This window comes from Streptomyces sp. NPDC100445 (assembly GCF_044759735.1).
Classification (GTDB): Bacteria; Actinomycetota; Actinomycetes; order Streptomycetales; family Streptomycetaceae; genus Streptomyces.
In genome coordinates, this window is sequence record NZ_JBIVZV010000012.1 from 211191 (window position 1) to 232675 (window position 21485).

Here is a 21485-nt window from a genome sequence, read left to right on the forward strand (position 1 = left end):
CCGTCAGCGTTCGGCAGCGGGGGCGCCGGCTTCGGCAGCGCCTGTGGCGCGATGAAGCCCGCCCCCGCTGTTCACCCGTAGGTCGGCGCGACGTACGCGGCCCACGCTCACCCGTGGACGTGGACCGCGGACCGTGCGGATCTGAAGATCTTCCAGACTTCGAGAAAGACTCACAGACTCATGGCGAACTACACCGCCGCCGACGTCAAGAAGCTCCGTGAGCTCACCGGCGCCGGCATGATGGACTGCAAGAAGGCGCTGGACGAGGCCGAGGGCAGCGTCGACAAGGCCGTCGAGGCGCTCCGCATCAAGGGCCAGAAGGGCGTCGCCAAGCGCGAGGGCCGCTCCGCCGAGAACGGCGCCGTGGTCTCCATCATCGCCGGCGACAACTCCTCCGGTGTCCTGGTCGAGCTGAAGTGCGAGACGGACTTCGTCGCCAAGGGCGAGAAGTTCCAGGCCGTGGCCAACGCCATCGCCGAGCACGTCGCCAAGACGAACCCGGCCGACCTCGAGGCCCTGCTCGCCTCCGAGATCGAGGCCGGCAAGACCGTGCAGGCGTTCGTGGACGAGGCCAACGCCAACCTCGGTGAGAAGATCGTCCTGGACCGCTTCGCGCAGTTCACCGACGGCTACGTCACCGCGTACATGCACCGCACCATGCCCGACCTGCCGCCGCAGATCGGTGTCCTGGTCGAGCTGGACAAGCCGAACGCCGAGGTCGCCAAGGGCGTCGCCCAGCACATCGCCGCCTTCGCGCCGCGGTACCTCTCCAAGGACGAGGTCCCGGCCGACGTCGTCGAGTCCGAGCGTCGCATCGCCGAGGAGACCACCCGCGCCGAGGGCAAGCCCGAGGCCGCGATCGCCAAGATCGTCGAGGGTCGTCTGAACGGCTTCTTCAAGGACGCCACGCTGCTCGGCCAGCCGTACGCGCTCGACAACAAGAAGTCGGTCCAGAAGGTCCTGGACGAGGCCGGTGTCACCCTGAAGCGCTTCTCGCGCATCAAGGTCGGCATCTGAGTCCGGACCGCGATCGACGCCCGGCCCGCGGAGGGATCCCCGGGGAGATTCCCGGAGAAATCCCGATAGGGTCGACAGCAGCCGCCCGCGCACACCACCACACCCAGGTGTGCGCCGGACGGCAGCAGATCTGACGAGGAGGCCATTGCCGCGCATGGGAGCGATAAGCAACCCCATCGGCAATGGCCTTCTTCGTATGCGCACCACGTGAAAGAGGCGGGATCCCCCATGACCACCAAGGCCCAGAAGAGCGACGACGGCAAAGTGCACGGCCGGTTTCTGCTGAAGCTGTCCGGAGAGGCCTTCTCCGGCGGCGGGGGCCTGGGCGTCGACCCGGACGTGGTGCACAAGATCGCCCGCGAGATCGCCGCCGTCGTGCGGGACGGGGCGCAGGTCGCCGTCGTCATCGGCGGCGGCAACTTCTTCCGCGGCGCCGAGCTCCAGCAGCGCGGCATGGACCGGGCCCGCTCCGACTACATGGGCATGCTCGGCACCGTGATGAACTGCCTCGCCCTCCAGGACTTCCTGGAGAAGGAGGGCATCCAGTCCCGCGTGCAGACCGCCATCACGATGGGCCAGGTCGCCGAGCCGTACATCCCGCTGCGCGCCGTGCGCCACCTGGAGAAGGGCCGCGTGGTCATCTTCGGCGCGGGCATGGGCATGCCGTACTTCTCCACCGACACCACCGCCGCCCAGCGCGCCCTGGAGATCGACGCCGAGGCGCTGCTCATGGGCAAGAACGGTGTGGACGGGGTCTACGACTCCGACCCCAAGACCAACCCCGACGCCGTCAAGTTCGACGCCCTGGGCTACGGCGAGGTCATCACCCGGGACCTCAAGGTCGCCGACGCCACCGCCATCACGCTGTGCCGTGACAACAAGCTGCCGATCCTCGTCTTCGAGCTTCTGGTCGAGGGCAATATCGCCCGCGCCGTCAAGGGTGAGAAGATCGGCACGCTGGTGGGCGAGCAGAGCAACCGGCACTGACCGGCACACCCCGTCGCCCGGGGCGTGCCACCTGTCCGGGGGACGGACGGGACGCACCCCGGCCGGGGGATGGACAATGTCCTGCCGGTCGTGAACCGTGCAGGAAGAAGACGCGACGCAGCCGGCCGCCGCCTCGACGAGGAACCGCAGCCGGGCCTTACTCAAGACACGCAGGAGCAAGTGGTGATCGAAGAGACCCTCCTCGAGGCCGAGGAGAAGATGGAGAAGGCCGTCGTGGTCGCCAAGGAGGACTTCGCCGCGATCCGCACCGGCCGAGCGCACCCGGCGATGTTCAACAAGATCGTCGCCGACTACTACGGGGCCCTGACACCGATCAACCAGCTGGCCTCGTTCTCCGTCCCGGAGCCGCGCATGGCGGTCGTGACGCCGTTCGACAAGAGCGCGCTGCGCAACATCGAGCAGGCCATCCGCGACTCGGACCTGGGCGTCAACCCCAGCAACGACGGCAACATCATCCGGGTGGTGTTCCCGGAGCTGACCGAGGAACGGCGCCGCGACTACATCAAGGTCGCCAAGGCCAAGGCCGAGGACGCGAAGGTCTCGATCCGTTCCGTGCGCCGCAAGTCCAAGGACGCCATCGACAAGTTCGTCAAGGACGGCGAGATCGGTGAGGACGAGGGCCGCCGTGCGGAGAAGGAACTCGACGACCTGACGGCCAAGTACGTCGCCCAGGTGGACGAGCTCCTCAAGCACAAGGAAGCGGAGCTGCTCGAAGTCTGATGAACGACTCTTCCTGGGGGGCGCCGCCGTCGGCGGGGCAGGCCGGGTACTGGGGTCCCGCCGAGGGCGGACCCGCCCAGCCTGCTCCGGGGGCCGTCCCGGCGGGTCCCGCGTACGATGCGCCTGAGGCGCAGCACACCCGCCCCATGCCCATCGTCCCCGGTGTACCCGCGTACGGCGGGGGCCAGGGCGACGACCGGGGGGCCGCTCGGCCGGGCGGCCCGCTGTTCCCGAGCGAGCCGTTCCCGGGCGAGGCCCGCCAGAACGGCACGTTCCGCGACGACACCTTCCAGACCGAGCCGTATCAGACCGAGCCGTACCAGACCCAGCCCCGTCGGACCGAGCCGTTCCCGTCCGAGCCGTTGCCGTCCGAGTCGTTCCAGAGCGGGGGACTCCCGGCCGAGACCCAGAACCCGGAGCCCATGCCCGACGCCACGCAGCCCCCGCCGCCGGCGCCGCAGAAGAAGAGCGCGGGCCGTGACCTGAGCGCGGCCATAGGGGTCGGTGTCGGGCTCGGTGTGGTGATCATCGCCTCGCTGTTCATCGTCAAGGCCGTGTTCATCGGCGTGATAGCGGTCGCCGTCGTCGTCGGCCTGTGGGAGCTGACGAGCAGGCTCCAGGAGCGCAAGGGCATCAAGGCGCCGCTCGTGCCCTTGGCGGTGGGCGGCGCGGCGATGGTCGTCGCCGGGTACGTGCGCGGCGCCGAGGGCGCGTGGGTCGCCATGGCCCTGACCGCCCTGGCCGTGCTGGTCTGGCGCATGACGGAACCCCCCGAGGGCTACCTCAAGGACGTCACGGCCGGAGTCTTCGCCGCGTTCTACGTGCCGTTCCTGGCCACGTTCGTCGCGATGATGCTCACCGCCGACGACGGCCCCTGGCGCGTCCTGACCTTCCTGCTGTTGACGGTCGTCAGCGACACCGGCGCGTACGCGGTCGGCTGGCGCTTCGGCAAGAACCGGCTCGCCCCGCGCATCAGCCCCGGCAAGACCCGCGAGGGCCTGCTCGGCGCGGTGCTGTTCGCCATGGTCGCGGGCGCGCTGTGCATGCACTTCCTGATCGACGACGGCGCCTGGTGGCAGGGCCTGCTGCTGGGCCTCGCCGTCGCGGCCAGCGCCACGCTCGGCGACCTCGGCGAGTCCATGATCAAGCGGGACCTCGGCATCAAGGACATGGGCACCCTGCTCCCCGGGCACGGCGGCATCATGGACCGGCTGGACTCCTTGCTGCCCACGGCCCCGGTGGTGTGGCTGCTGATGGTGGTCTTCGTCGGCGGCGGCTGAGCCGCACGGCATACGCAGCGGGCCCCCGTCCGAGCACCGGACGGGGGCCCGTCGCCGTCCTCCCCGCGTGTCCCCCTGCTCCCGGAGCCGACCGGTCCGGGCGCACGGTCGCACCCGGATGCCGCAGTACGAGCGGCGGGTGGACCCCGCGCGCGGCAGACTCCCACTGAGGGCGGCGGTCTCCCGTCGCCCGGCGACGCAGCAGGGAGTGTGTCCGATGCCCCTCGACCCGGCCCCCGTACCGCCTTCCGCCCCGTCCCCGCCGCAGGTGCGGGTCTGGTCCGTCGACGACCTGCCCGCACTCGACCCCGACCCGTTCCTGGACGAGGTGCTGCGCGAGGAACCGGTCACCCGGATCAAGCTGCCGTACGGGGAGGGCCATGCCTGGCTGGTCACCCGGTACGAGGACATCCGCTTCGTCACCTCGGACCCGCGCTTCTCCCGGGAACAGGTCGTCGGCCGCGACGTGACCAGCATGCGCCCGGAGCCGGTGGCCTCACAGACGGCGGGCCTCCAGTACATCGACCCGCCCCGGCACAACCGTCTGCGCCGGGTCGTCGCGCGCGCGTTCACCGGGAAGAGCATGCAGCGGCTGCGTCCGCTCGCCGAGCTCCGGGCCACCGAACTGCTCGACGCGATGGAGGACGCCGGTGCGCCGGCCGACCTCATGGAGCACCTGCACGGCCCCTTCCCGATCGCCGTGATCCGCGACTTCCTCGGCGTGGACGAGAAGGACTGGCACCGCTGGGCGGAGACGGGCGAGGCCCTGCTGTCCGCGGGCGCCGAGTCCAAGGAGCGCGCCGCCCAGGTCGCCCGGGCCAACCGCGCCCGCATCGCCGAGCTGATCCGGCGCCGGCGTGCCGAGCCCCGCGAGGACCTCGCCGGGGTGCTGGCCCAGGCGGTCGAGGCCGACGAGATCACCGAGGACGAGGCGATCTCCCTGGCCACCGCCGTCCAGGTCAGCGGCGGGCACGCCGTCCGCAACAACAGCGGCTCGATGATGTACGCGCTCCTCACCCACCCCGGGCACCTGGACCGCCTGCGCCGCGAGCCCGAGCTCCTGCCCCGGGCCGTGGACGAGCTGTTCCGCTACGTCCCGCACCGCAACGGCGTCGGCATCCCCCGGATCGCCGTCGAGGACGTCACCGTCGGCGGCGAGCTGATCCGGGCCGGCGAGGTCGTCTACAACGCGTACGTCGTCGCCAACCGCGACCCCGAGGTCTTCCCCGACCCCGACGCCCTGGACTTCGACCGCGAGAACCGGGCCCACCTCGCCTTCGGACACGGCCCGCACCACTGCCTGGCCGCCGTCATGGCCCGCATGGAGGCCGAGGTGATGATCGGCACGGTCCTCACCCGCTTCCCCGGCATCCGGCTGGCCGTACCCCCGCAGGAGGTCGAGTTCCAGCGCCAGGGCCTGATCCGCGGCCCGAGAACCCTACCGGTGACCTGGTAGTGGTCGAGGTCGGAAACACGTGAGTTCGCCGGTTCCGGGACTGGCGTGACGGCGAACCCGCCCGCCTACTCCCGGGCCGCCCTCGGGCCGTGGAAGAGCCCTCGATGTTGACCAACGTCAATAGGTGCCGACACGGAGGCCGGTGATCGATCCCGGCTGTTCTGACGACGAGCGTGCGCGGCACTCACCTGGCCAGATCGCCCCCTTGTGTGCCCTTCGTGTACGTGTCACACATTGAGAGGCGGTACCTGGGGGGAGGGGAGTACTGCATGTCGGTGTCGGGTGGTTATCCGGTGGGGCCGTCCGCCTGGGCCGTCGAGCGGTTCGGGCGGCATGCCGGCGCGCTCGCCGCTGCGGTTCCGGTGCAACTGGCCGAGGCGCACGGGAAGGCGCATGCCGCGCACCTTTCCGCGTGGCTGAAGAAGCGGAGCCCGTACGGTGTCGCCCTTGCGGGGTTGGTGCGCGAGAACCTGGCGGAGACCGCGCGTGAGCTGGGGGAAGCCGTGCGCGACCTGCGCGGGTACGAGTATGCGGTGATCAACGATCACGCACTCTTTCCTTTCCGGTACGCGGACCGGTCGAGGCCTCTCGACCGAGCGCGGCTCCCCGCCAACGCGTCACCCACTCGACACCGGCTCCTTCGGGCGCACGGCCCGCAGCCACCGGAGGGCCTGTTCGACGTCGGTGAGGACTTGGCGACCGAGGAGTACCTGGGGCTGCACGAGGCGTTCGAGGAGCTGGGCGCTTCCACCAGGCTGGTCTGTGTGTTCTTCACGGCCGACGCCGAGAACGGCATCCATGCCATCCACTGGGGGGACGCCCACCTGGAACCCGACCGCACCTTCACCTGGCCCTACAAGGAACAGCTTCCGGTCGCTCCCGTGCCGATGGAGTGACGGTCAGTGGCGTGGGGGTGACCACCCCCACCCCCGCTTCCGCCCGGGGTCCCGGTGATGATCTGCGACACTGGACGTGTTATGCCTGCACCCGGAGAACTCACCTTTGTCGCGCCGCGCGGAGCCAAGAAGCCGCCGCGGCATCTCGCCGACCTCACGCCCGCCGAGCGCAAGGACGCGGTGGCCGAGATCGGTGAGAAGCCGTTCCGTGCCAAGCAGCTCGCGCAGCACTACTTCGCGCGGTACGCGCACGACCCCGAGCAGTGGACGGACATCCCCGCCGGGTCGCGCGACAAGCTGCGCGAGGCGCTGCTGCCGGAGCTGATGACGGTCGTCCGGCACCTGTCGACCGACCAGGGGACCACGCGCAAGACGCTGTGGCGGCTGTTCGACGGCACGCTGGTCGAGTCCGTGCTGATGCGGTACCCGGACCGGGTCACCATGTGCATCAGCTCGCAGGCCGGGTGCGGGATGAACTGCCCGTTCTGCGCCACCGGGCAGGCCGGCCTGGACCGGAACCTGTCGACCGCCGAGATCGTGCACCAGATCGTGGACGGGATGCGGGCGCTGCGGGACGGGGAGGTGCCGGGCGGACCGGCGCGGCTGTCCAACATCGTCTTCATGGGCATGGGCGAGCCGCTCGCCAACTACAAGCGGGTCGTCGGCGCGATCCGGGCGCTCACCGACCCCGCCCCGGACGGGCTGGGCCTGTCGCAGCGCGGGATCACCGTCTCCACCGTCGGGCTGGTGCCGGCCATCCACCGGTTCTCCGACGAGGGCTTCAAGTGCCGGCTCGCGATCTCCCTGCACGCCCCCGACGACGAGCTGCGCGACACCCTCGTCCCCGTGAACACGCGGTGGAAGGTGCGCGAGGTGTTGGACGCCGGGTTCGAGTACACCGAGAGGTCGGGCCGCCGGCTGTCGATCGAGTACGCGCTGATCCGGGACATCAACGACCAGGCCTGGCGCGGTGACCGGCTCGGCCGGCTGCTGCGGGGCAAGCCCGTGCACGTCAACCTCATCCCGCTCAACCCGACGCCGGGCTCCAAGTGGACGGCCTCCCGGCCGGAGGACGAGAAGGCGTTCGTGGAGGCCATCGCCGCGCACGGCGTGCCGGTGACCGTCCGGGACACCCGTGGGCAGGAGATCGACGGGGCCTGCGGTCAGCTCGCGGCCACCGAGCGGTAATCTGACCACGTACACACATCTTCATATTCCGACAGGGGAGCGCCACAGCGCTGAGAGTGCGGCAATCGGGCCGCAGACCCTCTGAACCTCGCCCAGGTCATTCTGGGTAGGAAGTTCGGTCACCACTCAAGCTGTTGTGCCCTGCCCGGCCTCCCCCGCGGGAGTCCGGGCGGGGCCGCGTCTCTTCCTGGCCCACCCCAGGAGGACATCCAGTGCACAACAAGACCCTCGTGGCCGTGGCGGCGGGGCTCGGCCTCCTCGCCCTGCCCGCGCTGACCGGGTGCGGGTCGTCGGACACCGCGAAGTCCACGGACTCCAAGACCGTCACCCTCGTCAGCCACGACTCGTGGAGCGTCTCGAAGAACGTCCTGAAGGACTTCGAGAAGCGCTCCGGGTACCGGGTCAGGGTCCTCGAGGACGGCGACGCCGGGCAGGCCGTCAACAAGGCGATCCTCACCAAGGACAACCCGCAGGGCGACGTCCTCTTCGGCGTCGACAACACCCTGCTGTCCCGCGCCCTGGACAACGGGCTGTTCCAGCCGTACCGGCCCAAGGGCTCCGACGCGGTCCTGCCCCGGTACCGGGTCGACCAGGACCGGCACCGGGTCACGCCCATCGACACCGGCGACATCTGCGTCAACTACGACAAGGCCTACTTCAGCGCGCACCGGCTGACTCCGCCGCGGTCCTTCGCCGACCTGGCCGACCCCCGGTACAAGAACCTCCTCGTCACCGAGAACGCGGCCACCTCCTCGCCGGGCCTCGGCTTCCTCCTCGGCAGCGCCGCGCAGTTCGGCGACGACGGCTGGCAGGGCTACTGGAAGAAGTTGAAGGCCAACGGCGTCAAGGTCGTCGACGGCTGGGAGCAGGCCTACGACCAGGAGTTCTCCGGTTCCACCCAGGGCAGGAAGGCCGGTGGCGACCGCCCGCTGGTGGTGTCGTACGCGTCGTCGCCGCCCGCCGAGGTGATCTACGCCAAGAAGCGGCCCGCCACCGCCCCGACCGGCGTGGCGAGCGGCACCTGCTTCCGGCAGACCGAGTACGCGGGCCTGCTGGACCACGCCCGCAACCCCGAGGGCGGCAAGGCGTTCCTCGACTTCCTGCTCGGCAGGGAGTTCCAGGAGGACATGCCGCTGAACATGTTCGTCTACCCGGTGCGCGAGGGCGCCCAGGTGCCGCCGGACTTCCGCAAGTACGGCCCGCAGGCCGAGGACCCCCGGACCATGGCTCCCGGCCGCATCGCCGCACACCGCGACCAGTGGGTCAAGACGTGGACGTCACTCGTACTGAGGTAGCGCGGGCCCGGCGGGGGAACGCGGCGCGGTTCGGGCTGATGGCCCTGCCCGTCGCGTTCTTCGCCGCGTTCTTCGCCTGGCCCGTCGTCGCGATCGTCACCCGTGGCCTGAGGACGGACGGCGGCTGGCGGCTCGGCCGGATCGCGGACGTCGTCACCCAGCCCGACATCCGCCACGTGCTGTGGTTCACCACCTGGCAGGCGCTGGCCTCCACCGCGCTGACCCTGCTGCTCGCGCTGCCCGCCGCCTACGTCTTCGCCCGTCTGCGTTTCCCGGGCAAGGAGCTGCTGCGGGCCGTGGTCACCGTCCCGTTCGTGCTCCCGACCGTGGTCGCCGGCAGCGCCTTCCTCGCCCTGCTCGGTCACAACGGGCTCCTCGACCAGGTGTGGGGGGTACGGCTGGACACCACGGTGTGGGCGATCCTGCTGGCCCACGTCTTCTTCAACTACGCGGTCGTCGTCCGTACCGTCGGCGGGTTCTGGGCCCAGCTCGACCCACGCCAGGAGGAGACCGCCCGGATGCTGGGCGCCTCACCGGCGAGGGCGTGGCGGCAGGTCACCCTGCCCGCGCTCGCGCCCGCCGTGGCCGCCGCCGCGCTGATGGTGTTCCTGTTCACCTTCACCTCGTTCGGCGTGGTGCAGATCCTCGGCGGCCCCACCTTCTCCACCCTGGAGGTGGAGATCTACCGGCAGACCTCCGAGGTCTTCGACCTGTCCACGGCCGCCGTGCTCACCCTCGTCCAGTTCGCCGCCGTCGGCGCGATCCTCGCCGTGCACGCCCGGACCGTACGGCGGCGGGAGACCGCCCTGCGCCTGGTCGACCCGAAGGCGACCGCCCGCCGGCCGCGCGGGGCCGGGCAGTGGGCGCTGCTCACCGGGGTCCTCCTGACGATCGCCCTGCTGCTGGTGCTGCCGCTCGCCGTGCTCGTCCGCCGCTCCCTGGACGCGCCCGGTTTCGGCTACTACCGGGCGCTGACCGACGCCGACGGCGGTACGTTCCTGGTGGCGCCGCTGCACGCCGTGTGGACCTCGCTGGAGTACGCGGTCGCCGCCACCGCCATCGCCGTCCTGGTCGGCGGTCTCGCCGCCGCCGCGCTGGCCCGGCGGGACGCGGGACGGCTGGTGCGGGGCTTCGACGCGCTGCTGATGCTGCCGCTCGGTGTCTCCGCCGTGACCGTCGGCTTCGGTTTCCTGATCGCGCTGGACCGGCCGCCGCTGGACCTGCGCCAGTCGTGGATCCTGGTGCCGCTCGCCCAGGCCCTGGTGGGCGCCCCCTTCGTCGTACGGACCATGCTGCCCGTGCTGCGCGCGGTGGACGGACGGCTGCGGGAGGCGGCGGCCGTGCTCGGGGCGTCGCCGTGGCGGGTGTGGCGGGAGGTGGACCTGCCGCTGGTGCGGCGGGCCCTGCTGGTCTCGGCCGGGTTCGCGTTCGCCGTGTCGCTCGGGGAGTTCGGTGCGACCGTGTTCATCGCCCGGCCCGACAACCCCACCCTCCCGGTCGCGGTGGCCCGCCTGCTGAGCCGGCCCGGAGACCTCAACTACGGCCAGGCGATGGCCCTTTCGACCATTCTCATGGTGGTGTGCGCCGCCGCGCTGCTCGTCCTGGAGCGCCTGCGCACCGACCGATCGGGGGAGTTCTGATGCTGCTGAGCCTCGATGCCGCGACCGTGCGCCTCGGCGGGCGGGCCGTGCTGGACGCCGTCGGCCTCGATGTCGCCGAGCACGAGGTGGTGTGTGTGCTCGGGCCCAGCGGCAGCGGCAAGTCGACACTGCTCCGGGCGGTGGCGGGGCTCCAGCCCCTGGACTCCGGACGGGTGCTGCTGGACGGCCGCGACCAGACGCGGGTCCCCGCGCACAAGCGGGGGATGGGGCTCATGTTCCAGGACCACCAGCTCTTCCCGCAGCGGGACGTGGGCGCGAACGTGGCGTTCGGGCTGCGGATGCACGGCGTCGCCAAGGGCGAACGGGACGCCGAGGTGGGGAAGTTGCTGGAGCTGGTCGGGCTGCCCGGTGCCGCCCGGCGGGCCGTGGCCGCCCTGTCCGGCGGCGAGCAGCAGCGGGTGGCGCTGGCCCGCGCCCTCGCGCCCCGGCCCCGTCTGCTCATGCTGGACGAGCCGCTGGGCCAGCTCGACCGCTCGCTGCGGGAGCGGCTGGTGGTGGAACTGCGGGAGTTGTTCGGGCGATTGGGTACGACCGTGCTCGCGGTGACCCACGACCAGGGGGAGGCGTTCGCGCTGGCCGACCGGGTGGTGGTGATGCGTGACGGGCGGATCGCGCAGTCGGGCACGCCGTTGGAGGTGTGGCAGCGGCCCGCCGACGCGTTCGTGGCCCGTTTCCTCGGTTTCGAGAACGTGGTCGGGGTGACCGTCGCCGGCGCTGTCGCGGACAGCCCGTGGGGGAAGCTGCCGGTGCCCGACGGCTCGGCGCAGGGCGCTCGCACGGTCCTGGTCCGGCCCGCCGGGATCCGGCTGGTCCCCGCCGACCAGGGTCTGCCGTGCGCGGTGACCGCCCGCACGTTCCGGGGCACCCATGTGGCCGTGCGCCTCCAGCCGGAGGGGGCCCCGTGGCTGGAGGCGGCCTGCGCGCTGCGGGACGCGCCGGAACCGGGCGCCACGGTCGGGGTGGAGTTCGACGTGGCCGAGACGGTCGTACTCGGCTGAGTCGGTCGGGCGGGAGCGCCGGGGCGTGAGCCGGCCGAGGCCGGTGACGTCCCGCACCCCGGCCCGCCCTCGACGGCGTGCCGCCCGGCCCGCCCGCACCGGGGCCGGCGGACGGCCGGGGTGCGGGCGGGCCGGGCGGTGTCAGGCGCCGCGCTTCGCCCCGCGCCGGCGGGTGCCGACGTAGACCGCGCCGCCGCCGACGACCACCAGGGCCGCCGCGACACCGACGATCAGGGGGGTGTGGGAGTCGGCACCGGTCTCGGCGAGGTTGGAGTCACCGACCGCCGGGGACGGGGCGTTGCCCGGCGTGCCCGCCGGGGCGGAGCTGGATCGGGACGGCGCCGGCGACGGGGTGGCCGAGCCGGGCGGGGCGGACGCGGGGGCGGAGGCGGACGCCGACACGGTCGCCGACACCGTGGGGATCGGCTTCGGCGTCGCGGAGGCCGTCTGCTTCGGCGGCCGGCTCTCGGTCCGGCAGGCGGTGGACGGCGTCACCAGGTCGGGCTTGATGTCGCGGTCGACGTTGCGGGCCTTGACGTGGACGCGGTAGGTGGCGTTCGGCTTCCACTGTTCGGAGAACGATATCCGGGCGCCCTCCTTCGAGCCCTTGACCGGCTGCTCGCCGACCTTCGTCTCGACGCCGCCGTCGCCCTCGAGGAAGACACCGACGGTGGCGTCGGTGGCGGAGGCGTCCGAGTCGGTGACGACGATGACGCCCTGCGCGCCGTCGCACCTGGCTTCGGCGGAGAAGTCTTTGATGTCGCAGGCGAGTGCGGAACCGGCCAGGCCCAGCACCAGCGCCGCGGACCCGGAGGCGACACCCAGAACGCGCGCGGATCGGCGTACGCTACGGCGAGTCATGGACAACGTTTGTCCTTTACAGAGTGCAATCGCGGGGGGTGGCGGGGGAGTTGGGGCGACCGACGGGGCGAGGCCCCAGCACCCCCAGGAGCTCACAGGTTTATAAGCGCCCCGTGAGCGGTGTCAACGCGTGGACGGCCAACAGCCGTTGACTTTGCCCGCTTATTAACCGCCCAGACGTTTGATGGCGTCCGGTGCCTGCTCGATCCGGTCAACGAGGGCGATACGGGACTCCATCGCCCGGCCCCGCGCCAACGACTCCAGCAACGGCCAGGTCGGCAGATCCCGCGTCCAGTGCGCCCGGTCCACGAGCACCATCGGGGTCGGTTCCCCGCGCGACTCGTAGTAGTTGGGCGTGGCGTTGTCGAAGATCTCCTGCACCGTCCCGGCCGCGCCCGGCAGGAACACCACCCCGGCGGTGGAGCGGGCCAGCAGGCCGTCCTCGCGGGTGGCGTTGGCGAAGTACTTGGCGATGTGCGCGGCGAAGGCGTTCGGCGGCTCGTGGCCGTAGAACCAGGTGGGGATGCCCACCGACGTCCCGCCCCCCGGCCAGCGGTCGCGCACCTCGAAGGCGGCCCGCGCCCAGTCCGTGACCGACGGCCGGAACGAGGGCGCCTTGGCCAGCAGCCGGAGCGCGTCGTCCAGCATGTCGTCGTCGAAGGGCGCGGCGTACGCGCCGAGGTTTGCGGCCTCCATCGCGCCCGGCCCGCCGCCGGTGGCGACCGTGTAGCCGGCGCGGGTCAGGTCCCGGCCCAGCCGGGCGGCACCCGCGTAGGCGGTCGTGCCGCGGGCCATCGCGTGACCGCCCATGACGCCCACCACCCGGGCGCCGACGAGGAGTTCGTCCAGCGCGTCGGAGACGGCGTCGTCGTGGACGGCCCGCAGCATCGAGGAGAAGATGTCACCGTCGGCCTTGGTCCGCTGGAACCAGGCGTACGCGAGCGCGTCCGGTGTCGCCTCGTACCCTTCTGCCAGCGCGTCGAACAGCTCGTCCGGGGTGTAGACGAAGCCCCGGTACGGGTCGAAGGGGAGTTGGGGGACCGGCGGGAACACCAGGGCGCCGGACGCCCGGACCCGGGCGGCGGCCTCGGGATCCATCGGGCAGCCGAGGAAGACGGCGCCGCTGCTGTCGAGGCGGAGCAGGGCGTCCGTGCGGTCCGTCAGGTCCACGGCTTGGACGCGGTACCGGGCGAGTGTGCCGTGTTCGGCGACCACCTCGTCGAACTCGGCGAGGGACTCGATCTCGTGGTCGTGGGCGGCACGGGGCGGCTGGGCGGGTATCGGGTGCACCCGCCCATGCTGGCACGGGCGTTCGGCCGGCCGGTGGTCAGCCCTGGATCGCGGCCGGATCCATCCACATGACCTCCCAGGCGTGGCCGTCGAGGTCCTCGAAGGCGCGGCCGTACATGGAACCGTGGTCCTGGGCCTCGCCGTCGGCCGTGCCACCGGCCGCGACCGCCCGGGCGACCAGCTCGTCGACCTGCTCACGGCTCTCGGCGCTCAGACAGAGCAGCACCTCGCTGGTGGTCCTGGCGTCGGCGATCTCCTTCTTGGTGAAGGTCGCGTAGAACGGCTTCGCCAGCAGCATCGCCACGATGGTGTCGCTGATCACCACGGCGGCGGCCTTGTCGTCGGTGAACTGCGGGTTGAGCGTGTAGCCGAGCGCGGTGAAGAACTTCTTGGAGGCGTCGAGGTCGGTCACGGGCAGGTTCACGAAGATCATCTGCTGGTACATGGGGGGCCTCTCCCGTCGGGGCTGCGCGGTTGTGTCGTGTTCCGGTGGGTAGACCGGCGACCGGCGCCGGACTCATCGCCGGACGGGGGACGTCTTCGCGCCGGAGGGCTCAGCGGGCCGCCGGCAGCGCCGACAGGACGGCGACCGCCAGGGTGAGCGGGCCGAACAGCGCCAGCAGCGCGAGGGTGCGCAGGGCGGCGGCACCGCGCAGCAGCACGGCGGGCGCGCCGAGGCGGAGCAGCGCGGCGACGGTGTCCGCGCGGCGCTGGCGGGCCTCCACGGCCGCGGTGAACAGGGTGGCGACCGTGCAGCCGGCGACGACCAGCGCGCCGAGGGTGGTCAGCGGGCCGGTGAAGGGCACGGTGCCGGCACCGCCGTACAGGGCGGTCACGGCGTAACCGGCGGAGCCGACCGCGCAGACCACGCCGAGCGGCCGGCCGATCCGCGCGGCCTCCGCCATGAGGACCCGGCCCGCCAGCAGCCGCAGCGCCCCCGGCCGGACGGCCTGGAGGAGCAGGCCGCACAGATGGGTGAGGCCGGGGGAGACCAGGACGAGGCCGGCCGCGGTGAGCACCCAGCCCGGGAGCACCGTGAGGGAGGGACCGGCCGACGCGCGGCCGGCGTAGGCGTGGGCGGCGAGGCCGGCGGCGAGCAGGGCCACGCCCCACGGCAGGCCGGCCGGGGCGACGGGCGCTCCGCCGGGGGCGGCGGGCTCCGGGGCGCCGCGGCCGGTGTCCGGCGGGGGGAGCACCGGGCCGGCCGTCGGGCCCGGTGCCGTCTCATCGCGGCCGGCGTCCCCGGGCGCCGCCGCAGCGGTGCCGGACCCGGTCGCGTGACCGGGCTGCCCGCCCTCCCCGGCGCCGGCCGCCGGCCGCCGGCCGAACCGTGCGCCGAACCTGCCGTACGCCCCGAAGCCCTCCCGGGCCGCCGCGCCGCCGAACGCCCCGAAGCGGCCGTGCCTGCGGCCGGCGGGTGCCGTCGGGCGGGGGTCGCGGGGGCGCAGGACCAGGGCCACCGTCGCGGTGGCGGCGGCGGGGACCAGGGCGAGCAGGGTGAGGGTCGCCGGCACCGGCAGGGGCTGGTCGACGGCGAGGAAGTCGGCCGCCGCGCCGTCGAACGGCAGACCGGCCGGGTCGTCCCGCAGCCGCAGGAAGGACAGCAGGGCGAGCGCGCAGCCCAGCGCGCAGGCCAGGGCCGTCGACAGGGCGGAGACGGCCATCAGCCGGGCCGGGCCGAGGCCCACGGCGGACAGCCCGGGGCGCGGCCGGGTCGCCGGGTCGGTGCGGGCGACCGCGACCGCGAAGTACACCGTGGCGGCGAGCGGTGCCGCGCACCAGGTCAGGCGCAGCGCGGCGGGGCCCGAGGCGTCCGGGTGGCCGAGGGCGTACCCGAGGCAGGCGAGGAGCAGGAAACCGGTGCCCGCCGCGGCCGCGGCCACCAGCAGGCGGCGCAGGTGGACGGCAGGGCGGGCGGCGCGGGTCAGGCGGAGAGCGAGCACGCCGCCCGGCCTTCCGCGTCGGGGGCCTCCGGCAGGTGCACGGTGTGCACGCGCCGCCCGTCCAGCAGGGTCACCGAGCGGTCGGCGAGGGCGGCGGTGTCGGCGTCGTGCGTGGCGAGGACGACGGTGATGCCGTGCGAGCGGGCGGCGGTGGTCAGGGTGCGCAGGACGTGGGTGCGGTCGGCGCGGTGCAGGGTGGCCGTGGGCTCGTCGGCGAAGAGGACCGTCGGGGCGGGGGCGAGCGCGCGGGCGAGGGCGACGCGCTGGCGTTCGGCCTGCCGCAGCTCGCGCGGGCGGCGGCGGGCCATGTCACCGATGTCGAGCCGCTCCAACCACTCCAGCGCGGCGGCCTTGGCGCGGCGGCGGCCGGTGCCGCGCAGCATCATCGGCAGCGCGGCGTTCTCCCACACGTTCAGCTCGGGTACGAGGACCGGCTCCGGGTCGATCCAACCGAAGCGCTCCCGCCGCAGCCGTTCCCGGGCCACCGGGCCGAGGGTGTGCACGGGGGCGCTGTTGAACCAGACCTCGCCGGTGCGCACGGGTACCTGGCCGGACAGACAGCGCAGCAGGGTGGTCTTGCCGCTGCCGCGCGGGCCGCCGACGGCGAGGATCTCTCCCACCCGTACGCCGAGCGACACCCCGGCGAGACCGGGCGAGCCGTCACGGTGGGTGAAGTGCAGGGAGCGTGCCCAGAGCACGTCGTTGTCCGGCGGGGACTCCATGGGCGTCACCTCGGTTCTGATCCGTAATCCCGTGCCTGCTCCCCCGTGTGGGCGAACGAAGCCCGGGCCGATCGGTCACTGCACGCTAGGCAGCTCACCGGGGCGGGGGCGGACGGCACACGGCCCCGGGCCGCCGTTCTCACTCGAACGGGCGGCACCGGGGCCGGTGTGATCAGCTGATCGGACGGGTGCGGATCAGAGCTTGGTCCACGCCTCGCTCAGCGTCCCGCGCAGGATCTGCTCGATCTCGTCGAAGGTGCGCTGGTCGGAGATGAGCGGCGGGGCGAGCTGGACCACCGGGTCGCCGCGGTCGTCGGCCCGGCAGTACAGGCCGTTCTCGAACAGCGCCTTGGAGAGGTAGCCGTACAGGACGCGCTCGGTCTCCTCGTCGTCGAACGACTCCTTGGTGTTCTTGTCCTTCACCAGCTCGATGCCGTAGAAGAAGCCGTTGCCGCGGACATCGCCGACGATCGGCAGGTCGTGCAGCTTCTGGAGGGTCGACAGGAACGCGCCCTCGTTGTCCAGCACGTGCTGGTTGAGCCCCTCGCGCTCGAACAGGTCGAGGTTGGCGCAGCCCACCGCGGCCGACACCGGGTGGCCGCCGAAGGTGTAGCCGTGCAGGAAGGTGTTGTCACCCTTGTAGAACGGCTCGGCGATCCGGTCGGAGACGATGCAGGCGCCGATCGGGGAGTAGCCCGAGGTCATGCCCTTGGCGCAGGTGATCATGTCCGGGACGTAGCCGAACTTGTCGCAGGCGAACATCGTGCCCAGCCGGCCGAAGGCGCAGATGACCTCGTCCGAGACGAGCAGCACGTCGTACTGGTCGCAGATCTCGCGGACCCGCTGGAAGTACCCGGGCGGCGGCGGGAAGCAGCCGCCGGCGTTCTGCACCGGCTCCAGGAACACCGCGGCGACGGTCTCCGGGCCCTCGAAGAGGATCTCCTGCTCGATCTGGTCGGCGGCCCAGCGGCCGAAGGCCTCGGGGTCGTCACCGTGGATCGGGGCGCGGTAGATGTTGGTGTTCGGGACCTTGTGGGCGCCCGGGACCAGCGGCTCGAAGGGGGCCTTCAGGGCCGGCAGGCCGGTGATGGACAGGGCGCCCTGCGGGGTGCCGTGGTAGGCGACCGCGCGCGAGATGACCTTGTACTTGGTCGGCTTGCCCTGAAGCTTGAAGTACTGCTTGGCGAGCTTCCAGGCGGTCTCGACCGCCTCGCCGCCACCGGTGGTGAAGAAGACCTTGTTCAGATCGCCCGGGGCGTAGTCGGCCAGCCGCTCGGCCAGCTCGACGGCCTTCGGGTGGGCGTAGGACCACACCGGGAAGAAGGCCAGTTCCTGGGCCTGCTTGAACGCGGTCTCGGCGAGTTCCGTGCGGCCGTGACCGGCCTGGACCACGAACAGACCCGCGAGCCCGTCGAGGTAGCGCTTGCCCTTGTCGTCGTAGATGTAGGTGCCCTCACCCCGGACGATGGTGGGGACGGGGGAGTTCTCGTACGAGGACATGCGGGTGAAGTGCATCCACAGGTGGTCGTACGCGGTGCGGCTGAGGTCCTTGCTGCTCACGGTTATCGGGTCCTCACGGTTATCGGGTTCCCCACATGTAGGTCTGCTTCTTCAGCTTGAGGTAGACGAAGCTCTCGGTGGAGCGCACGCCGGGCAGGGCCCGGATGCGTTGGTTGATGACGCCCAGCAGGTGGTCGTCGTCCTCGCAGACGACCTCGGCGAGGATGTCGAACGAGCCCGCGGTCATCACCACGTACTCGACCTCCGACATGCCGGTCAGCGCGTCCGCGATCGACTCGACATCGCCCTCGACGTTGATCCCGACCATCGCCTGCCGGCGGAAGCCCACGGTGAGCGGGTCCGTGACGGCGACGATCTGCATCACGCCCTGGTCCAGCAGCTTCTGCACGCGCTGGCGCACGGCCGCCTCCGACAGACCCACGGCCTTGCCGATCGCCGCGTACGGCCGGCGGCCGTCCTCCTGGAGCTGCTGGATGATGGCGAGGGAGACGGCATCCAGCTGGGGAGTGCCGTTCCTGGACTCGCGGGACGAGTCCCTCTGGTCTGCGCTTCGACTGGCCACGACCTCACTGTGCACGACGTATCGGCAGTTTCGCAAGGTCTCACCGATGAAATTCGTTGTTTGAGAGACGTGACCTTGCGGATTTCGCAGAAGTGGCGCCGGTGGGGGTGTTGAAAACGTGGGTGCGGCGACTAGGGTGGGTGTCTCAGCGTTTGGACAGTCAGAACAGATCAGGAGGCCGGCAGTGAGCACCGAGCTGCGTCGTCTGCGCAACTACATCGACGGTGAGTTCCGGGACGCCGCCGACGGACGGACCACCGAGGTGGTCAACCCCGCGACGGGCGAGGCGTACGCGACCGCGCCGCTGTCGGGGCAGGCGGACGTGGACGCCGCCATGGAGGCCGCCGCCCGCGCCTTCCCCGCCTGGCGCGACACCACGCCCGCCGAGCGGCAGAAGGCCCTCCTGAAGATCGCCGACGCCTTCGAGGAGCGCGCCGAGGAGCTGATCGCGGCCGAGGTCGAGAACACCGGCAAGCCGGTCGGGCTCACCCGGTCCGAGGAGATCCCGCCGATGGTCGACCAGATCCGCTTCTTCGCGGGCGCGGCGCGGATGCTGGAGGGCCGCTCTGCGGGCGAGTACATGGAGGGGATGACCTCCATCGTCCGCCGCGAGCCGGTCGGCGTCTGCGCGCAGGTCGCCCCCTGGAACTACCCGATGATGATGGCCGTGTGGAAGTTCGCCCCGGCTGTCGCCGCGGGCAACACGGTCGTCCTGAAGCCCTCGGACACCACCCCGGCCTCCACCGTCCTGATCGCCGACATCGTCGGCTCGATCCTGCCCAAGGGCGTCTTCAACGTCATCTGCGGCGACCGCGACACCGGCCGCCTGATGGTCGAGCACGACACCCCGGCGATGGCCTCCATCACCGGCTCGGTGCGCGCCGGCATCTCCGTCGCCGAGTCCGCCGCCAAGGACGTCAAGCGCGTCCACCTGGAGCTGGGCGGCAAGGCCCCGGTCGTGGTCTTCGAGGACACCGACATCCCCAAGGCCGTCGAGGACATCTCCGTCGCGGGCTTCTTCAACGCCGGCCAGGACTGTACGGCCGCGACGCGCGTCCTCGTGCAGGAGTCCATCCACGACGAGTTCGTGGCCGCGCTCGCCAAGGCCGCGGCCGAGACGAAGACCGGGCAGCCCGACGACGAGGACGTCCTGTTCGGCCCGCTCAACAACTCCAACCAGCTGGAGCAGGTCGCCGGCTTCATCGACCGCCTCCCGGCGCACGCCAAGGTCGAGGCGGGCGGCGAGCGGGTCGGTGACAAGGGCTACTTCTTCGCCCCGACCGTCGTCTCCGGCCTGAAGCAGGACGACGAGATCGTGCAGAACGAGGTGTTCGGCCCGGTCATCACCGTCCAGTCCTTCACCGACGAGGAGCAGGCCGTCAATTACGCCAACGGCGTCGAGTACGCCCTGGCCTCCTCGGTGTGGACCAAGGACCACGGCCGCGCGATGCGCATGTCGAAGAAGCTGGACTTCGGTTGCGTGTGGATCAACACGCACATCCCGCTGGTCGCGGAGATGCCGCACGGCGGCTTCAAGAAGTCCGGCTACGGCAAGGACCTCTCGGGCTACGGCTTCGAGGACTACACGCGCATCAAGCACGTGATGACCTCGCTGGACTGATGGTCCGGACGGCATCGGCGGCGCGGCCTCGGACGGGTCACCTCCCCGTCCGCGGGCCGCGCCGCGTCGTTCCCGCCGGACCGGCGCCCCTCGCGTGCGCGCTCCCCGGTCCCGTGCCCCGCGCGCCGAGGGCCGGACCGGGCCGGCCGGCCGTCGCGCCGGTCCGTGATCGACAAGGTGTCGGCCCGGCGCCGTCCCACTCGACGCAGCGTCGATTGTCCGGCCGCGGGCCGGGACGGCATGCTTCCGGGGTGCCCCAGACTCCCTCCCGTACGTCCGCGCCGACCCGGCGTTCCTTCCTCGCCGCCCTCGGCGGCACCGCCGCGTTCGGTGCCCTGGCCGGCTGCGGTGTCCCCGCCGCCTATGTCCGGCCCGGCGACCGGTCCGCGACCGACAGGTCGGCGTCCGACCGGAAGCTGACCTGGGCGAACTGGCCCCTCTACATCGACACCGACGACGCCGACCGCAACCGCCGGCCCACGCTGGAGGCGTTCGAGCGGCGCACCGGGATCTCCGTCGACTACGTGGAGGAGATCAACGACAACGACGAGTTCTTCGGCAAGATCAGCCCCGCGCTGATGAGCCACCGGCCGACCGGCCGCGACCTGATCGTCATCAGCGACTGGATGTGCGCCCGCTACGTCCGGCTGGGCTGGGTCCAGGCGATGGACCGCGCCCGCCAGCCCAACGTGGCGAGGAACCTCGACCCGCTGCTCCGCTCGCCCGCCTTCGACCCGGGCCGCCGCTTCACCGTGCCCTGGCAGTCGGGCATCACCGGCATCGCCTACGACCACCGCAGGCTCGGCCGTGAGATCCGGCACGTCTCCGACCTGTGGGCGGACGACCTCAAGGGCCGCGTCACCCTCCTGTCCGGCCTGGACGAGGCGTTCGCGCTGCTCATGCAGGGCGACGGCGTGGACATCACACGGTGGACCGCGGACGACTTCCACCGGATGTGCGACCAGGTGGAGCGGCAGGTCCGGCGGGGCCAGATCCGCCGCTTCACCGGCAACGACTACACCAAGGACCTGATCAGCGGCGACGTGCTCGCCTGCCAGGCCTACTCCGGCGACGTCATCCAGCTTCAGGCCGACAATCCCGGCATCCGCTTCGTCGTCCCCGAGGAGGGCGCCGAGCTGTGGTCGGACTCCCTGATGATCCCCGACCTGGCCCGCCACAAGGCCAACGCCGAGCGCCTGATCGACTACTACTACGCCCCGGAGCCCGCCGCGCGGCTCGCCGCCTGGGTCAACTACGTCTGCCCCGTCCCGGCCGCCCGCGACGTGCTGGCCGACTCCAAGGACAAGGACACCGCCGCCCTGGCCGACAACCCGCTGATCTTCCCGGACTCCGGCATGCGCCGCCGCCTCGCCGTCGCCCGCGACATCACGTCCACGGAACGCGCCGAGTACGCCCGGCGGTGGAACCGGATCGCGGGGCTGTAGG

The 21485-nt window shown here is 71.9% G+C and carries 19 protein-coding genes and 1 riboswitch; of the genes, 12 read left to right on the forward strand and 7 right to left on the reverse strand.

Translation table 11 applies throughout. The annotated features are described in order from the left end of the window. Window positions 1–180 precede the first annotated feature (180 nt). The 10 genes from tsf (at window position 181) to ACIQVT_RS26965 (ending at window position 11519) form a co-directional block, all read left to right on the forward strand. A complete protein-coding gene (gene tsf, locus ACIQVT_RS26920) occupies window positions 181–1017 on the forward strand; it encodes a translation elongation factor Ts (protein WP_403759189.1) in 837 nt (278 codons plus the stop codon). 228 nt (window positions 1018–1245) lie between these two features. Beyond that, on the forward strand, window positions 1246–2004 hold the full coding sequence (gene pyrH / locus ACIQVT_RS26925) for a UMP kinase (protein ID WP_403759193.1): 759 nt from the start codon (window positions 1246–1248) through the stop codon (window positions 2002–2004). A gap of 183 nt (window positions 2005–2187) precedes the next feature. After that, window positions 2188–2745, forward strand: coding sequence for a ribosome recycling factor (gene frr / locus ACIQVT_RS26930; RefSeq protein WP_403759196.1), 558 nt, complete (start codon window positions 2188–2190; stop codon window positions 2743–2745). Then, window positions 2745–4025: a phosphatidate cytidylyltransferase gene (locus ACIQVT_RS26935; RefSeq protein ID WP_403759199.1), complete on the forward strand. Its 1281-nt coding sequence runs from the start codon at window positions 2745–2747 to the stop codon at window positions 4023–4025. The genes frr and ACIQVT_RS26935 overlap by 1 nt, the downstream gene beginning before the upstream one ends. 217 nt (window positions 4026–4242) lie before the next feature. Next, window positions 4243–5481 carry a cytochrome P450 gene (locus ACIQVT_RS26940; RefSeq protein ID WP_403759202.1) on the forward strand — a complete coding sequence of 413 codons (1239 nt, stop codon included), beginning with the start codon at window positions 4243–4245 and terminating at the stop codon, window positions 5479–5481. Window positions 5482–5750: 269 nt separating this feature from the next. Next, a complete protein-coding gene (locus ACIQVT_RS26945; RefSeq protein WP_403759205.1) occupies window positions 5751–6377 on the forward strand; it encodes a hypothetical protein in 627 nt (208 codons plus the stop codon). An 81-nt stretch (window positions 6378–6458) separates the two neighbouring features. Beyond that, complete coding sequence (gene rlmN / locus ACIQVT_RS26950; RefSeq protein WP_403759208.1) at window positions 6459–7565, forward strand: 23S rRNA (adenine(2503)-C(2))-methyltransferase RlmN; 1107 nt, start codon at window positions 6459–6461, stop codon at window positions 7563–7565. 23 nt (window positions 7566–7588) lie between these two features. Beyond that, window positions 7589–7696, forward strand: a riboswitch (TPP riboswitch). Between the two features lie 81 nt (window positions 7697–7777). Continuing rightward, window positions 7778–8860 carry a thiamine ABC transporter substrate binding subunit gene (locus ACIQVT_RS26955; RefSeq protein ID WP_403759211.1) on the forward strand — a complete coding sequence of 361 codons (1083 nt, stop codon included), beginning with the start codon at window positions 7778–7780 and terminating at the stop codon, window positions 8858–8860. 38 nt (window positions 8861–8898) lie between these two features. Beyond that, entirely contained in the window at window positions 8899–10500 is a 1602-nt protein-coding gene (locus ACIQVT_RS26960) for an ABC transporter permease (RefSeq protein ID WP_403759214.1), read from the forward strand. Next, window positions 10500–11519 (forward strand): ABC transporter ATP-binding protein, encoded by a 1020-nt coding sequence (locus ACIQVT_RS26965; protein WP_403759217.1) that lies wholly within the window; start codon window positions 10500–10502, stop codon window positions 11517–11519. Before ACIQVT_RS26960 ends, ACIQVT_RS26965 begins: the two co-directional genes overlap by 1 nt. 141 nt (window positions 11520–11660) lie before the next feature. Here ACIQVT_RS26965 and ACIQVT_RS26970 read toward each other — a convergent pair whose 3' ends face one another. The 7 genes from ACIQVT_RS26970 to ACIQVT_RS27000 all read right to left on the reverse strand — a co-directional run bounded on the left by ACIQVT_RS26970 (window position 11661) and on the right by ACIQVT_RS27000 (window position 18433). Beyond that, window positions 11661–12380 (reverse strand): LAETG motif-containing sortase-dependent surface protein, encoded by a 720-nt coding sequence (locus ACIQVT_RS26970; protein ID WP_403759220.1) that lies wholly within the window; start codon window positions 12378–12380, stop codon window positions 11661–11663. Window positions 12381–12545: 165 nt separating this feature from the next. Beyond that, complete coding sequence (locus ACIQVT_RS26975) at window positions 12546–13670, reverse strand: LOG family protein (protein ID WP_403759222.1); 1125 nt, start codon at window positions 13668–13670, stop codon at window positions 12546–12548. A 37-nt stretch (window positions 13671–13707) separates the two neighbouring features. Continuing rightward, complete coding sequence (locus tag ACIQVT_RS26980) at window positions 13708–14115, reverse strand: VOC family protein (RefSeq protein ID WP_403759225.1); 408 nt, start codon at window positions 14113–14115, stop codon at window positions 13708–13710. Window positions 14116–14224: 109 nt separating this feature from the next. Further along, window positions 14225–15613 carry a hypothetical protein gene (locus ACIQVT_RS26985; protein ID WP_403759228.1) on the reverse strand — a complete coding sequence of 463 codons (1389 nt, stop codon included), beginning with the start codon at window positions 15611–15613 and terminating at the stop codon, window positions 14225–14227. Beyond that, window positions 15595–16335, reverse strand: a complete 741-nt coding sequence (locus ACIQVT_RS26990) for an ABC transporter ATP-binding protein (protein WP_403759231.1) — start codon at window positions 16333–16335, stop codon at window positions 15595–15597. The genes ACIQVT_RS26985 and ACIQVT_RS26990 overlap by 19 nt, the downstream gene beginning before the upstream one ends. Window positions 16336–16530: 195 nt before the next feature. Continuing rightward, window positions 16531–17895 carry an aspartate aminotransferase family protein gene (locus tag ACIQVT_RS26995; protein WP_403759234.1) on the reverse strand — a complete coding sequence of 455 codons (1365 nt, stop codon included), beginning with the start codon at window positions 17893–17895 and terminating at the stop codon, window positions 16531–16533. Window positions 17896–17914: 19 nt separating this feature from the next. Next, window positions 17915–18433, reverse strand: coding sequence for an Lrp/AsnC family transcriptional regulator (locus ACIQVT_RS27000; RefSeq protein WP_403759237.1), 519 nt, complete (start codon window positions 18431–18433; stop codon window positions 17915–17917). Between the two features lie 169 nt (window positions 18434–18602). On the opposite strand from ACIQVT_RS27000, the gene ACIQVT_RS27005 reads away from it, so the two are divergent. Then, window positions 18603–20039, forward strand: coding sequence for a gamma-aminobutyraldehyde dehydrogenase (locus ACIQVT_RS27005; RefSeq protein ID WP_403759240.1), 1437 nt, complete (start codon window positions 18603–18605; stop codon window positions 20037–20039). Window positions 20040–20290: 251 nt separating this feature from the next. Then, window positions 20291–21484: a PotD/PotF family extracellular solute-binding protein gene (locus tag ACIQVT_RS27010; protein WP_403759243.1), complete on the forward strand. Its 1194-nt coding sequence runs from the start codon at window positions 20291–20293 to the stop codon at window positions 21482–21484. Window position 21485: the final 1 nt, after the last annotated feature.

Bases quoted from the DNA above. Each gene is read 5' to 3' on its own strand.
- ACIQVT_RS26960 (WP_403759214.1), top strand. From the start codon at position 8,899: ATGGCCCTGCCCGTCGCGTTCTTCGCCGCGTTCTTCGCCTGGCCCGTC.
- ACIQVT_RS26980 (WP_403759225.1), bottom strand. From the start codon at position 14,115: ATGTACCAGCAGATGATCTTCGTGAACCTGCCCGTGACCGACCTCGAC.
- tsf (WP_403759189.1), top strand. From the start codon at position 181: ATGGCGAACTACACCGCCGCCGACGTCAAGAAGCTCCGTGAGCTCACC.
- ACIQVT_RS26945 (WP_403759205.1), top strand. From the start codon at position 5,751: ATGTCGGTGTCGGGTGGTTATCCGGTGGGGCCGTCCGCCTGGGCCGTC.
- ACIQVT_RS26940 (WP_403759202.1), top strand. From the start codon at position 4,243: ATGCCCCTCGACCCGGCCCCCGTACCGCCTTCCGCCCCGTCCCCGCCG.
- rlmN (WP_403759208.1), top strand. From the start codon at position 6,459: ATGCCTGCACCCGGAGAACTCACCTTTGTCGCGCCGCGCGGAGCCAAG.
- ACIQVT_RS26965 (WP_403759217.1), top strand. From the start codon at position 10,500: ATGCTGCTGAGCCTCGATGCCGCGACCGTGCGCCTCGGCGGGCGGGCC.
- ACIQVT_RS26970 (WP_403759220.1), bottom strand. From the start codon at position 12,380: ATGACTCGCCGTAGCGTACGCCGATCCGCGCGCGTTCTGGGTGTCGCC.
- ACIQVT_RS26935 (WP_403759199.1), top strand. From the start codon at position 2,745: ATGAACGACTCTTCCTGGGGGGCGCCGCCGTCGGCGGGGCAGGCCGGG.
- ACIQVT_RS26990 (WP_403759231.1), bottom strand. From the start codon at position 16,335: ATGGAGTCCCCGCCGGACAACGACGTGCTCTGGGCACGCTCCCTGCAC.
- pyrH (WP_403759193.1), top strand. From the start codon at position 1,246: ATGACCACCAAGGCCCAGAAGAGCGACGACGGCAAAGTGCACGGCCGG.